Genomic DNA, 14,024 nt, shown 5'->3' with positions numbered 1-14,024 from the left:
AATGATTCGACTGGATTTTTCAGAAACAGTTTCTGTTACGTATTAAACGGCGGCTTAAACGTGATGTTTAGTATGAAATTTTTCTAAATCGGGTGGCGATTGCCGGTAATAAGCCTTTAATAGCTCATATAAATGCGTGTTATGTCGTTTTAATGCTACCGGTGTGGTGAAGAAATACTCAGTTATTACAGCAAAAAACTCAGCCGGATTGGTGGCGGCATAAGGATCCATGTAGGTATGTTTATGTGTGGCCAAGTCATGTAATAAACCTTGCCAGGCTGCCGTCAAAGTTTCAGTCCATTCCTGTAACGACATATCCGGATGTAATGGCGGCATGCCATTGGCACGGCCTGATAACATATCTAATTTATGAGCAAACTCATGAATGACAACATGATGACCTCGGTAAGGCTGCTGGCTGTCATGTTTAATATCCTGCCAGGAAAAGATAACGGGTCCCCGTGACCATGACTCGCCACTCAAGCCTTGTGTTTGCTTATGAACTACGCCATTTTCATCAGTGATATCACGTTTAATCTGAAAGGCACCCGGATAGAGAATAATTTCTCGCCAGCCATCATATGTGTTGAGTCCCAAATGCAAGATAGCAACACATGCCTGAGCCGCAACAGTAACAGCCATTTCTGGTGTCACCGTTACGCCAGCCGCGCCACTGAATGTTTTTTTATGAATAAACAGTGTTGCCAATAGTCGAATACGTGCTCGTTCAGAAATAGATCTGGCCTCAATAAGAGGTAAGTGACGGGTCACCTCATGCCATAAGCCAAAGGGTATCGGATACTGTTTAAGGACTCTGAGTGTGTGCCATTTACGGATGATATTCATGCAGAGAGCGTTTTTTTGGTCCTGGGTTGATTGAAAATAAAATGTTGAATGCCCATTTTTATCGCATTATCGATAACAAACCAAACCAATGCATATAGCCACATCAACCCGGCATATTCCCAACTCACTGCTGTAATAAATAGTCCGTTCACAGCCATCAATGTACCAATAATTTCTGTACCCAATGTCGCAGCTAATAACAGTGGAGATGGCCAGGGCTTTTGCCAGAACCAGCCATTATTTCGTGTCACAAAAATAGTACTGTGGCCGGCAATCAGAAGTTTCAGGAATATGAGGGTTTGTATCGTATCAGTATCTAAATTCTGCTCGCGTAAGAACAAATATAATAAAAATGATGCGCATACCCCAGCAAGCCCCAACGCTGACGACAAAATAAACAATTCATGCATATTCCACCTGACTGGGGTTGGAGACTGGTAAGTGTTGTCATAAGCGATAGTCAGAATCGGTAAGTCATTGAGCAGCGCCAGTAGAATAATCATCAGCGCCGTTATGGGATAAAACTCGAATATCAGGATGCTTAATGTCATGAACAAAATAATGCGAATGGTTTCAGCAATACGAAATGTCGCATAGCTTTTCATGCGTTCAAACGTAAAACGCGCTTGCTCTATGGCATGATTGATGACAGATAAACCTGGTGCGGTGAGAATAATATCTGCTGCCGCTCTTGCCGCATCGGTCGCATTGGAAACCGCAAAACCACAATCGGCTTTGCGAAGAGCGGGCGCGTCATTCACACCATCGCCTGTCATGCCCACAATGTGATCGGACTTTTGTAGGGCGTCGACAATCATGTATTTATCTTCTGGTAAGACTTCGGCAAATATTTCTATAGACTCCAGCATGTCCAGCAAAGCAGACTCATGTGTATGAATAAATTCCGTTTCTAATAAGCTGGTGTCGTAAATATTTTCCAGATCGGTCATTACCTCATCGGCAAACTGTTTTGCCTGTTTGAAAGACACATCCGGATTTAATCGTTTATAGATAGCCTGAGCCAGACTGGATGCTAGCTCTTTAATTTCCTGCCCGGATTTACCGGTAATCTGTTTAGATTGAACAGCTCGTTTGTTTAGTCCGAGCATATGCCCAATTTCACGGGCAATAGCAATATTATCTCCGGTGATCATTTTCACTTCGACACCACGCTGACGCATCTCATCAATCACTTGTTTAGAGTCATCCCGAGGCGGATCGATAAGTGGAATCAGTCCCAGGAATTCATGTTCTTGACTTTCATATTGCTGCGCTACTGCCAGTGTTCTGTAGCCTTTACTTGCCAGAAGATTAATCTGCTGATTGAGTGTGTTGATGTCGTTATCGGTTAGATTCGTTACCATCGCCATAATGACTTGTGGAGCGCCTTTAAATACGGCCATCTTCTGGTCAGCTTTTTGTAACTGAGCTGCTGTGTATTTTTTGCTGGGATCAAAAGCCGTGAAGTGCGTTTGTTGCCATGTTGACCAGTCACTTTCAGGATAGTTATCTTTAATATGACGAAATAACGGGATTTCAATTGGATCTGTATTTTCTGAGCGCGATGCTAAAACGGCAGCTCGCATAAGTGCTGCCTCACTGGTTCCATTGAATGGCAGTATCTCCATGACCTGCATTTCATTTTTGGTCAACGTGCCCGTTTTATCTGAACAAAAAATATCGACGCCAGCCAGTTCTTCTATTGCTGTTAACTTAGTGACGATGGCTTTGTGTTTTGCCAGTTTATAAGCGCCTACAGCCATAGTGACTGATAGCACTGCTGGTAAGGCAACAGGTATTGCTGCCACTAATAACACTAATGCAAAGCGGGCCAATTCCAGCAGATCTTCATGGCGAGATAAGCCTGTGATAACAATCAATGCCACCATCGCCAGCGATAAGAGAATCAGGAAGTGCCCAATCTGTAATACCATCTTTTGAAAGTGGCTATGCTCATTAACCGAAGCTGATGCAACCAGGCTGACCACATTATTAAACCGTGTCTGCTGACCGGTATTGATCACAATCGCATCCATCTCACCTTGACGGATAATGGTGTTGGCATAGGCAACGTCAGTACTTCTTTTGCTGACTGGCAAAGACTCACCAGTCAGTGAAGACTCGTCAATGGACAAATAATCACCAGTCAGCAACTGTACATCAGCGGGGACCAAATCACCCATTCGTAATCGAATGATATCGCCAGGCACGAGTTCTTGTGAGCGAACCAATTGACTCTTGCCATCGCGTAACACGCGTACCTGCGTATCTAACTGGCTTTTTAAGGCACTTAGGGCATTAAGTGCGCGGTGCTCCTGGAAAAAGTCGAGTCCGGCATTAATAAGGAGTAAGACGCTGATAATGATGAAATCTTCCCACTTACCCACCGCGGCAGATAAGATGGCGGCAATTTCAATCATCCAGGGAATCGGGCCCCAGAAACGTTTTAAAATCCGCTGCAAGGTGGATTCTTCTTGATTGATGATTTGATTCAGACCGTAATCAAGCTGGCGTTGATGTACTTCTGCATCCGACAAGCCGAGGCTTGCGTCGACATTCAGTGAGTTAAAAGTCTTAGCAATCGGTTGATGGGCAAAATCGTCAGTGGCTTTCTGAAATAATGATGTCAAATCTTACCCCTTTTGAACTAAATCTATTGTTGTAAAACGCCCTGTAAAGCCTTAGCGAGAATATTGGCCAAACTCACGCTATTTGTTTGATGAGGAATGCTATCGCAGCTATATATCTGTTTGACACCTGCCGCATTGAGTTGCGCTATGGCATCTTCAATAAACAAAGCATGACTGACTAACACACTGACGGATGCTGGTTGATATGGCATTAGTTTTTTGGCTGCTTCCAGTAGGGTTTTACCCGTACTGGCAACATCATCCACAATAATAATATTGCGTCTGGCATAGTCATTCTCTGGCAATGTGACGACAACATTATGATCACCTAAACGTTGTTTGTGTGCCACGGCATAGTCAAAGCCAAAATGTGTGGCAATCTCTTTTACCCATTGCTCTGATTCACCGTCCGGTCCTAAAAGGAGTGGGGTAGTGAAATGCGCTTCTATAAATTCTGCCATGGGTTGTGTGGCGGTGAGATTAATAGCCTGTTCCAGCGGAATAGCTTCACTCAACTGGGAGATACGGTGCAGATGGCTATCGACTGTAATGACAGCATCAAACAAATCAGCCAGGAAATGACCCACAATGGTCTGACTAACGACTTCCCCTGGGTGAAAAGCTTTATCTTGTCGCATATAACAAAGATAGGGTGCCACCAGAATAATCCGTTTTACACCATGCTGACGTAATGATTGTGCAGTGAGCATCAATTCGACTAATTTGTGGTTAGGATCATCGAGACTGCGGCATAGGATAACTGTTTCCGCTAAATTGACTGGCAAGGTCAGTTGACTTTCGCCATCTGGAAAGCGGTGCAACAGGACAGTTTCATAAGGAATGCCACAGACAACAGCAAGCGCTTTGGCTTGTTGCTCGTAGTCAGAGAAGCTTAATAATAGGGTGGGGGGCATGCTCATAAGTGCTCGATCTGATAACTGTTATCGGTCATTGCGGCATTTTTTGCAAAGGTAAAATCGGCATTAAACTCAGCATAAATAGTAAACAAAGGCTCGCCTTGTTTCACTTTATCACCGACCTTTTTATGTAGATACACGCCCGCACCTTTATCCATAGGAGCACCTGCCAGCCGTGCAATGGAGGCGATTTTGAGATTATCTATTGCACTGATGCTACCCGTTGTTTGAGCACAAATATCATAATGCAGCTTCCCAACACGCATCGGAGTGTTGTTACGACCCTGAGCATCAATAATGGCATTCATTTTAGTGAGGGCTCGGCCTGATTCAAGAATGTCTCTGGCGATGGTATAACCTTGGCCGCCTCGGACATCGGGATCAAATTCGATAATCCTGCCAGCGAGTTGCAATGCTTTTTCTTTCAAATCGATGGGCGCATCAGGTTCATTTGTCAGGATCTTCATAACATCCTGGGTTTCCAGAACTGGACCTATGCCTCTACCGATAGGTTGGCTGCCATCAGTAATGACCACTTCTAAGTGTAATCCCATATTGTCGCCAACATACTCAAAAAGCTTACGCAGCTTCAGTGCTTCCATGTGTGTATGTACTTTTGCTGAAGGCCCTATGGGAATATCAATAATTAAATGTGTCGCTCCAGCGGCCATTTTTTTGAAAGTATTGAGGCGATCATCTGACCAGTCGAATCCATGGATAGAGGGCGTTCTACAGAAATCAGCACATCATCAGCCGGGGCCAGCTTTGCAGTGCCCCCCAAGCCAGAAAAGCACGTTGTTCACTGACAATTTCATGAAGGCGACGCAGTGACAAATCGACGTTAGCTAAGACTTCCATGGTATCTGCGGTACCAGCAGGTGACGTAATTGCCCGGCTCGATGTTTTAGGCATCAGCATGCCATGAGCAGCAATGATAGGCACAAGTAGCATGGTGGTGCGATTGCCGGGGATGCCACCGATGCAATGTTTATCGCAGACCAAACTTTCCCCCAATCAATCCGCTCTCCTGTATCAACCATCGCATGCGTCAGATGTAATATTTCATCACGCTCCATGCCTGTTTCAGCACAACCCACAATAAATGCGGCAGTTTCTATTTTTGAATAACGGTTATTAACGATGTCCTGAATGATGTGCAGATATTGTTCGTAATTAAGCTTTTCGCCTGCGATCTTCTTATGTACGGATTTGAGCGAATCTGGAGGACTGGCATGATTGATAAACACCTCAGAACCTTCAGGAATGCCAAGTTGTTCATAAACCTGTTCACTCAACCCCAGCTCATCGACATCTGTAATGGAAGTGTCATCGACAACATTTAAAACGGCAATCACAGGTTGCTCACTATCAGCTGTGTGAATCTCTATTTTACTCAGTGCTTGAAAGCCCTCACTACGATAAAGGCCACAACTACGGTGCAAGTAGGCCACGTTTTCTTTATAAGTATCGATGGCGACACACTTTAACTTCAGGGAAGGGATGGCAGCAGGTAATTCCGACGTATCAATCATCTTCGTCTCTGTGAGAATAACTGATTAAAGCTTAATGGCTGCTTACTCAATTGGTCAATCTGATTTATCAGCAAAAATGATCTGTATCAGTAAGTAGGAAGTATAGGATTATTTTTGATAATGGGCAGGCTTGAATGACTGAAAAGTGAACACACTTTTTATCTTTAAATATAGTGCTTAAAGGTAGGTAGGGAAGAAATTTTCAGAGGAAGAATATATCTAAAAGACGGCGGGGTGAAGCCTAGTTATGCCAGAAACAAAAAAGCCCCTTCGAGAAGGGGCTTTTAATGTATGGCGGAGAGTCAGGGATTCGAACCCTGGGTGGTCGTTAAACCACGCCGGTTTTCAAGACCGGTACATTCAACCGCTCTGTCAACTCTCCAGAGAGGCGAAATAATACAGATAATGGCCCGGTAACACAACCGTAAAAATAAATTTATTTGTAGATAGATAATATCTATTGCCATTTAGAACTTATCGGGTAGGATAGATGTCATTACTATAAGCTTTTCATCAACTGGAAAAAACACGGAGAATCACTGATGAATTATAACGCTGAATCAACTGTTGTTCGTTCACAGCAGTCTGCGGTTCAAACCAATAAACTATTGCGTAACACCTATAGTTTATTAGCCATGACACTATTATTTAGTGCTATGACTGCTGGATTATCTATGGCACTCAACCTGCCTCACCCTGGCATTATTATCACCTTGGTTGGGTATTTTGGCTTACTTTTCTTAACATCTAAACTTCGTAACAGTGCCTGGGGCATTGTGTCTGTTTTTGCATTAACTGGTTTTATGGGCTTGACCTTAGGTCCGATTGTAAACGCCTACTTAGGTTTGCCTAATGGCCCACAAATCGTCATGCAGGCCCTGGGTGGCACAGGTATCATCTTTGTGGCTTTATCAGCATATGCTGTAAAAAGTGAAAAAGACTTCAGCTTCATGGGTGGCTTCCTGTTTGTTGGTATCTTGGTTGCCTTCTTAGCTGGTCTAGCTGCATTTTTCTTTGAAATGCCAGGTCTGTCATTAGCTGTCTCAGCCATGTTTGTTCTATTAATGGCTGGTCTGATTCTTTTTGAAACAAGCCAAATCGTCAACGGTGGTGAAACTAACTACATCATGGCAACCATCACACTGTATGTCAGTATCTACAACTTGTTTGTTAGCCTGCTGCAATTAATTGGTGCCTTCTCTGGCGATGACTAATTGAACTATCTGGTTCATTTGCTTTCTAATAAACCCCGCACTGCGGGGTTTATTTTTATGGTGGAACGGTGAAAAAAAATCTGGCTACTTGGGATCGTTGGTGTCGTATTATTATCGGCATCGTTATAATAGCCTATGCCATCTATGATAATAATTGGTGGTGGCTACTAGGTGTCGCTTTGTTATTCAATGCTTTTACTGGTCGATGTCTTGCTTATCGAGTGTTGGGGTTGTCTACATGCCAAACATCTTGTCGGGTCGATACAGAAAGCAAAAAGAGTTAAATAAACACAATGGCTGAATTACCCACACAACTGATTGATCGTTTTGGTCGTAAAGTGACCTACGTTCGTATGTCTATTACGGACAGATGTGATTTTCGTTGTGTGTATTGCATGGATGAAGAAATGACCTTCATGCCTCGCCAGCAATTACTCACGTTAGAAGAAATTGTTTTTCTATTACGCGCATTTTGCGAACTCGGTGTAGAAAAAGTGCGTATCACTGGTGGTGAGCCACTAGTCAGACGAGATGTAGATTGGCTTTTTAATGAACTAGGCCAGCTTAAGTCCTCTACTTCACTGAAAGAGCTGACATTAACTACCAATGGCTCCAAGCTGGAAAAATATGCACAGACCCTAGCTGATTCAGGCTTAGATCGTATTAATATCAGTCTGGACTCTCTCAACGAGGAAAAATTTAAAGCACTGACAAGAACAGGTGATTTAGACACAGTTCTTGCCGGCATTGCAGCAGCAAAAAAAGCTAACTTTAAGCGTATTAAATTAAACGCTGTCATCATGAAAGGGCGCAATGAAGATGAAATCATTGATTTAGCCCAGTTTGCTATAGATAACGATCTGGATATTTCCTATATTGAAGAAATGCCATTAGGTCATGTCTCGCATGCACGTGAAGAGAGTTATTGCTCCAGCGATGAAGTCTTAACCACTTTAAACTCGGCATTTGACCTGCAGCCCAGTATCGAAACAACAGGCGGACCATCACGTTATTATCAAGTCGCTGGTACCACAAGCAAGGTTGGGTTTATCTCACCACATAGTCATAATTTTTGCGATAGCTGTAATCGCGTCAGAGTGACGACAGAAGGGCGTTTGTTACTGTGTTTAGGGCAGGAACACTCTATGGATTTACGTGAGGTTATTCGGCAGCAGCCTGGTGATATGCAAGCCTTAAAACAAGCGATTGTTGGTTCAATGGACATTAAACCTAAAGGCCACGACTTTGATATCAAGGCGCAGCCGATTATTTTCCGTCATATGAGCGTGACTGGCGGCTAATCCTTATCTTCAGCTTTTTCAAGTTGCTTGGCTGAATTCCAGAAAGCATCCAGCTCTTCTAGTGAAAAATCGGCAAACTGCTTTCCCTGAGCTGTCACTGCTGTTTCAACATAATTAAAGCGACGATAGAACTTATCATTGCTACTGTTCAATGCTTCTTCAGGATCAATCTCCAAATGCCTTGCCAGATTGCAACAGGCGAATAAGATATCACCGAGTTCGGCCTGCAAGTGAGATTTGTCAGATTGTTGTTTTATTTCCTGGCCTAGCTCTTCAAGTTCTTCATGAATTTTATCCAACACACCAACAGAATCAGGCCAGTCAAAACCCGCCTGGGAAGCACGTTTCTGCATAGCAATGGCTAGTTTAAAGGCGTCGGTCTCAGTCTGCTTAATCGGCGTGAGAAGGAAATCTTTGTCTGACATAACTCAGGTGTCACGGGTAAATTTGATGATATTTCGTCGATCCCGCTTACTAGGACGACCTTTCTGTTGCCTAAAGCCCAGTGGCTCATTCTTTATCTGCTCACGCAAGAGTTCGCGCTTTTCACGGCTTTGCTCAGTTTCCTGGTAAAGCTGTTCAGCTTCAGAAGCAGGGCGGCGTTGAAGATTTAAACCCTGAATAATCACTTCAAACTCATAGGGTGGCTTTGAGATGGTTAGCATATCATCAATACGGACTGTGCGGCTGGGTTTAACACGTTGTCCATTAACATGTACTTTACCGCCTGAAATGGCTTCAACAGCGAGACCACGCGTTTTATAAAAACGCGCGGCCCATAACCATTTATCTAATCGTTGAGATTCAGAACGAGCGTCCTGTTGTGCCATTAAGCCTTACCTTGCAGTTGCAACAAGATAGACTCATTTTCCAACGTGGATGTGTCTTGGGTGATTTCTTCACCTTTGGCAATGGTTCTTAGTAAACGACGCATGATTTTACCGGAGCGAGTCTTAGGTAAATTATCTGAGTAACGGATATCATCAGGTTTAGCGATAGGTCCAATTTGTTCACCCACCCAGTTACGCAGTTCTTTCGTTAGCTCTTCATCTTCGCCGCCTTCAGGGCGATCGCCTTTTAGTACAACATAGGCAAATACCGCTTCACCTTTCACATCATGTGGCCGACCAACGACAGCGGCTTCTGCTACGAGTGGATGAGCCACCAAAGCGGACTCAATTTCCATGGTACCCAGGCGATGACCAGACACATTCAACACGTCATCAATACGGCCCATAATCCAGAAAAAGCCATTATCATCACGTCTGGCGCTATCACCGGCTAAATAATATTTACCACCGAAATAAGGCCAATAAGTGTCTTTATATCGTTGATCATCACCCCAGATAGTTTGAATCATCGAAGGCCAAGGCTTACGAATGACCAGATAACCACCTTGATTGGCTGTGGTAATTTCTTCGCCCTCATCATTGACGATAGCGGCATCAATCCCCGGAAGTGGACGAGTACAAGAGCCAGGTTTAGCATGAGTAACGCCTGGTACGGGGGCAATCATATGAGCGCCCGTCTCAGTTTGCCACCAGGTATCAACAATTGGGCAACCTCCTGACCAATGACATTGTGATACCACATCCAGGCTTCAGGATTAATCGGCTCGCCGACGGTGCCTAATAGCCGTAACTTAGATAAGTCATAACTGTTTGGGATTTCATCACCGACTTTCATTAATGCACGAATAGCCGTGGGAGCTGTATAGAAAATGGTGACGCCATGACGCTGACAGATATCCCAGAAACGGCCGGCATCAGGAACGGTTGGCACGCCTTCATAGATAACTTGTGTCGCACCAGTGGCAAGCGGACCATAGGCCACATAAGTATGACCGGTAATCCAGCCGACATCAGCTGTACACCAGAAAACATCGGAGTCCTGAATATCAAAAACCCAACGCATGGTGGTGATGGCATTTAACAGATAACCACCACAACTATGCTGAATGCCTTTAGGCTTGCCAGTAGAACCTGAAGTATAAAGAAGGAATAACGGGTCTGCTGCGTCCATCCATTCTGGTTCACATTCTTCAGGCTGATCTGCTGTCACATCAGACCACCAGATATCTCTTCCAGCTTGCATAGGCACTTCATGTTTTGTTCTTTGATAAACAATGACTTTTTCGACGCTTTCGCAGCCAGCATCTAATGCTTGATCGGTCGTTTTTTTCAATTCAACGGTTTTGCCGCCACGAAAGCCGCCATCGGCGGTGATGATCAATTTGGCCTGAGTGTCTTCGATACGGTCTTTTAAGGATGACGCTGAAAACCCGCCGAATACCACCGAATGAATCGCGCCAATCCGTGCACAAGCCTGCATAGCAACGACAGCTTCAGTAATCATGGGCATGTAAATAATGACGCGATCACCTTTACCAATACCTTGTGCTTTCAAAGCATTGGCAAAGATGCTGACACGACGATGAAGCTCTCGATAACTGATATGTTCTACATCGCCTTTTTCACCTTCAAAAATGACGGCTGTTTTATCCGCATTTTTTTCAAGCTGACGATCCAGACAGTTATAAGAGACGTTGAGCTTGCCATCCGGAAACCAACGGTAATGCGGGGCATTAGTATCGTCTAGAGTTTGGGTGAAAGGCTGTTTCCAATCGATTTCCTGGCGCGCTATCTCAGCCCAAAATGCTTCGTGATCTTGTTCCGCTTTTTTGTATAAGACATCAAGTTGGTCTGAGAGTAATGATGCCGTTTTCAGAAAGGCTTCACTAGGTGGAAATTGACGATCTTCGTGTAAGGTTGATTCGATATTATCTTGAGCCATATGCGACACCTTTATAATTATTCTTTAGCTAAATTAACACAATACAATGATTATCAATGTGTGTTAAGCAGACATAAAAAACTCTCCCTCAATTTGTATTGAGGGAGAGTTTTGGGAGTGAACAGGCTTCTAGAAGAAACCGAGTGGGCTAGTGCTATAGCTAACCAACAAGTTTTTAGTTTGTTGATAATGTTCCAGCACCATTTTGTGGGTTTCACGTCCAACACCGGATTTTTTATAGCCACCGAATGCGGCATGAGCAGGATACATATGGTAGCAGTTAGTCCACACACGACCGGCCTGAATGCTGCGGCCCATACGATAAGCCAGGTTCATATCACGCGTCCACAAGCCGGCACCCAGACCAAACTCGGTGTCATTGGCAATTTCTAAAGCTTCTGCTTCATCTTTGAATGTAGTTACAGAGACAACGGGTCCAAAGATTTCTTCCTGGAATATACGCATTTTGTTATGGCCTTTCATCAATGTTGGCTGGATGTAGTAGCCATTGTCGAATTCAGCACCGAGTTGCTCAACCTGACCGCCCATAAGTACTTCTGCACCTTCCTGACGACCGATATCAACATAGCTGAGGATCTTTTCAAATTGCATTTGTGAAGCTTGCGCACCCACCTGTACTTCAGTATCCAGAGGGTTACCACGTTTGATGTTCTTAGCGCGTTCAATAACAATTTTAATGAAGTCATCATAGATGCTTTCTTGAATAACCGCTCGAGATGGACATGTGCAGACTTCACCCTGGTTGAAGAAGGCCAGAACCAAACCTTCAGCACACTTATTAATATAGTCTTCTTCTTGTTGCATGATATCTTCGAAGAACACGTTAGGCGATTTACCACCTAATTCAGTAGTTGAAGGAATAATGTTTTCAGCAGCACGTTTCATGATGTGCGAGCCGACAGGTGTTGAACCAGTGAAGGCAATTTTGGCAATACGTGTACTTGAGGCTAATGCTTCACCAGCAACGCGACCCATGCCATTAACAATGTTTAAAACACCAGCAGGTAACAAGTCACCAATGACTTCCATCAGTTTGAGAATGGAAACAGGTGTTGATTCTGCCGGTTTCATCACAATGCAGTTACCAGCAGCCAATGCTGGTGCCAGTTTCCATGCTGCCATCAGAAGCGGGAAGTTCCATGGAATAATTTGACCTACGACACCGAGAGGCTCATGGAAGTGGTATGCGACAGTCGTTTCATCGATTTCACCCATGGTGCCTTCCTGTGCACGGATGCAGCCAGCAAAATATCGGAAGTGGTCTGCAGCGAGTGGGATATCGGCATTTAATGTTTCACGAACGGCTTTACCGTTATCCCAGGTTTCAGCCACGGCAAGCATTTCAAGATTTTCTTCAATGCGGTCGGCAATTTTTAACAGAATATTAGAACGTTGTTGAACAGACGTTTTACCCCAAGCATCTTTCGCCGCATGAGCAGCATCTAATGCCAAGTCAATATCTTCTGCAGTTGATTCTGGAATTTCACAAATCACTTCACCTGTTACAGGCGTGGTATTCGTGAAATATTGACCTTTCACTGGCGCAACCCATTTGCCACCAATGAAGTTTTCATAACGCGATTCAAAACTGACGACAGCGCCTTCAGTACCGGGTTTTGCATAGATCATAGTCTTTCTCTCTTTGCTTATGGTTATAGTCTGAACATAAAGATGCAGGATAATTCCATCACTGGCAAGTGCGCTTGACTGAAAATCTCAATCACTTGACTGAGAGTCCAGAAGCATTCCAAAATTATTTTCGAATTTGGTATAAGATGTCTGGATGAAAATTGAGAAACTCTCGCTGGTAAAACGGCGTGAAAAACGACAATTCTTGACTGAAAATAAAGTTCAGTTTGCTGGCCCTGAGTCAGAACTGAGCATTTACGATACCTATCGTGCCGTAAGCCGAGTTGGGCTGGAAGCGCAGCAATTGCTCTACTGTGGCATGGTAAGTGGTCGAAAAGTCATGCATAGCCCGCATAAGAATGACGGTGAACTGTTTTTGCCGCATGAGTCTTATGTTGTTCCTCCAGGCGAACTTGTGGAAATTGATTTTCCGGATGCCAATGAAACCGATCCCACAACCTGTCTGACCATAGAGATATCAAAAGACAGAATTGAAAAACTGTCAGAGCGTATGCGAGATCTCATTGTGCTTGATGCCCCTAATCACGAGTGGGAATATCAGCCCAAAATCATTCATAAACATCACACGGGTGATACTCAGCATTTGCTGGAAAAAATGGTGGCTTTGTACACTCGCAATGATCCAGATAAAGAGATTATGTTGGATCTCAGTGTTACTGAGCTGGTGATTAGACTACTCAGGGAACAAGGGCGTGATGTCCTATTAAGTTATTGCCAGCAATCTCCCGATGCGACAGGTGTGACAGCAGCGATTCATTATTTGGAGCAGAATATTGCTCATCCTCTGGATGTGGATCAGTTATGTCGTAAGGCCTGTATGAGTCGAAGCAGACTGTATGTAGAGTTTAAAAAGCAATTGGGTTGTACGCCGGGTGAGTTTCAGCAGCAAATTCGTTTAAAAGCAGCAGCAGAAGCCATGCAGGCTGGTAAAAGTGTGACGGATGCTTGTTACAGTTTTGGTTTTAGTGATTTAAGTCACTTTAGTCGTCGCTTTACCGGTTTTTTTGGCTGTGCGCCAAGCGTTTATCGTCAGAAGTTCATCAATAAAAAGTAAAACGCCTATCTCAATTTATCATCGGCAAGTCATTATTCTGCTGTCATAATAGCTGTCTATCTTACT

The 14,024-nt window shown here is 44.0% G+C and carries 13 protein-coding genes, 1 tRNA gene and 1 pseudogene; 4 read left to right on the top strand and 11 right to left on the bottom strand.

Translation table 11 applies throughout. From position 1 onward, the window contains the following. Positions 1-54 precede the first annotated feature (54 nt). From QUE24_RS01350 to QUE24_RS01320, 7 genes are all read right to left on the bottom strand, one after another. Positions 55-846, bottom strand: coding sequence for a M90 family metallopeptidase (locus QUE24_RS01350; RefSeq protein ID WP_286304909.1), 792 nt, complete (start codon positions 844-846; stop codon positions 55-57). Beyond that, a complete protein-coding gene (locus QUE24_RS01345; RefSeq protein ID WP_286304908.1) occupies positions 843-3,476 on the bottom strand; it encodes a plasma-membrane proton-efflux P-type ATPase in 2,634 nt (877 codons plus the stop codon). The genes QUE24_RS01350 and QUE24_RS01345 overlap by 4 nt, the downstream gene beginning before the upstream one ends. 23 nt (positions 3,477-3,499) lie before the next feature. After that, the gene (locus QUE24_RS01340) at positions 3,500-4,396 is read right to left on the bottom strand and encodes a ribose-phosphate diphosphokinase (RefSeq protein WP_286304907.1); all 897 of its coding nucleotides are present in this window, start codon (positions 4,394-4,396) and stop codon (positions 3,500-3,502) included. Next, entirely contained in the window at positions 4,393-4,995 is a 603-nt protein-coding gene (locus tag QUE24_RS01335) for a hypothetical protein (protein ID WP_286304906.1), read from the bottom strand. The genes QUE24_RS01340 and QUE24_RS01335 overlap by 4 nt, the downstream gene beginning before the upstream one ends. Before the next feature lie 136 nt (positions 4,996-5,131). After that, complete coding sequence (locus QUE24_RS01330) at positions 5,132-5,344, bottom strand: hypothetical protein (protein ID WP_286304905.1); 213 nt, start codon at positions 5,342-5,344, stop codon at positions 5,132-5,134. After that, positions 5,305-5,925: a hypothetical protein gene (locus QUE24_RS01325; RefSeq protein WP_286304904.1), complete on the bottom strand. Its 621-nt coding sequence runs from the start codon at positions 5,923-5,925 to the stop codon at positions 5,305-5,307. The genes QUE24_RS01330 and QUE24_RS01325 overlap by 40 nt, the downstream gene beginning before the upstream one ends. 292 nt (positions 5,926-6,217) lie before the next feature. After that, positions 6,218-6,307: transfer RNA gene (locus QUE24_RS01320), tRNA-Ser, on the bottom strand. 160 nt (positions 6,308-6,467) lie between these two features. Here QUE24_RS01320 and QUE24_RS01315 point away from each other — a divergent pair. From QUE24_RS01315 to moaA, 3 genes are all read left to right on the top strand, one after another. After that, complete coding sequence (locus tag QUE24_RS01315) at positions 6,468-7,139, top strand: Bax inhibitor-1/YccA family protein (protein ID WP_286304903.1); 672 nt, start codon at positions 6,468-6,470, stop codon at positions 7,137-7,139. 68 nt (positions 7,140-7,207) lie between these two features. Next, a complete protein-coding gene (locus tag QUE24_RS15740) occupies positions 7,208-7,423 on the top strand; it encodes a YgaP family membrane protein (RefSeq protein ID WP_350226597.1) in 216 nt (71 codons plus the stop codon). A gap of 9 nt (positions 7,424-7,432) precedes the next feature. Then, entirely contained in the window at positions 7,433-8,440 is a 1,008-nt protein-coding gene (gene moaA / locus QUE24_RS01310) for a GTP 3',8-cyclase MoaA (protein WP_286304902.1), read from the top strand. Here moaA and QUE24_RS01305 read toward each other — a convergent pair. From QUE24_RS01305 to exaC, 4 genes and pseudogenes are all read right to left on the bottom strand, one after another. Then, on the bottom strand, positions 8,437-8,865 hold the full coding sequence (locus QUE24_RS01305) for a MazG nucleotide pyrophosphohydrolase domain-containing protein (protein ID WP_286304901.1): 429 nt from the start codon (positions 8,863-8,865) through the stop codon (positions 8,437-8,439). The genes moaA and QUE24_RS01305 overlap by 4 nt on opposite strands. Before the next feature lie 3 nt (positions 8,866-8,868). After that, positions 8,869-9,270, bottom strand: coding sequence for an RNA-binding S4 domain-containing protein (locus QUE24_RS01300; protein ID WP_286304900.1), 402 nt, complete (start codon positions 9,268-9,270; stop codon positions 8,869-8,871). Further along, positions 9,270-11,233, bottom strand: a pseudogene (gene acs, locus QUE24_RS01295) (acetate--CoA ligase). Before acs ends, QUE24_RS01300 begins: the two are co-directional and overlap by 1 nt. A 129-nt stretch (positions 11,234-11,362) precedes the next feature. Beyond that, positions 11,363-12,883, bottom strand: a complete 1,521-nt coding sequence (gene exaC / locus QUE24_RS01290; protein ID WP_286304899.1) for an acetaldehyde dehydrogenase ExaC — start codon at positions 12,881-12,883, stop codon at positions 11,363-11,365. Positions 12,884-13,037: 154 nt separating this feature from the next. On the opposite strand from exaC, the gene QUE24_RS01285 reads away from it, so the two are divergent. Beyond that, positions 13,038-13,958, top strand: a complete 921-nt coding sequence (locus QUE24_RS01285) for a helix-turn-helix domain-containing protein (RefSeq protein ID WP_286304898.1) — start codon at positions 13,038-13,040, stop codon at positions 13,956-13,958. Positions 13,959-14,024: the final 66 nt, after the last annotated feature.

The sequence above is a fragment of the Methylophaga marina genome (genome assembly GCF_030296755.1).
Classification (GTDB): Bacteria; Pseudomonadota; Gammaproteobacteria; order Nitrosococcales; family Methylophagaceae; genus Methylophaga; species Methylophaga marina.
Note: the sequence above shows the minus strand (reverse complement) of the source record. Positions and strands in the feature narration are given on the sequence as shown.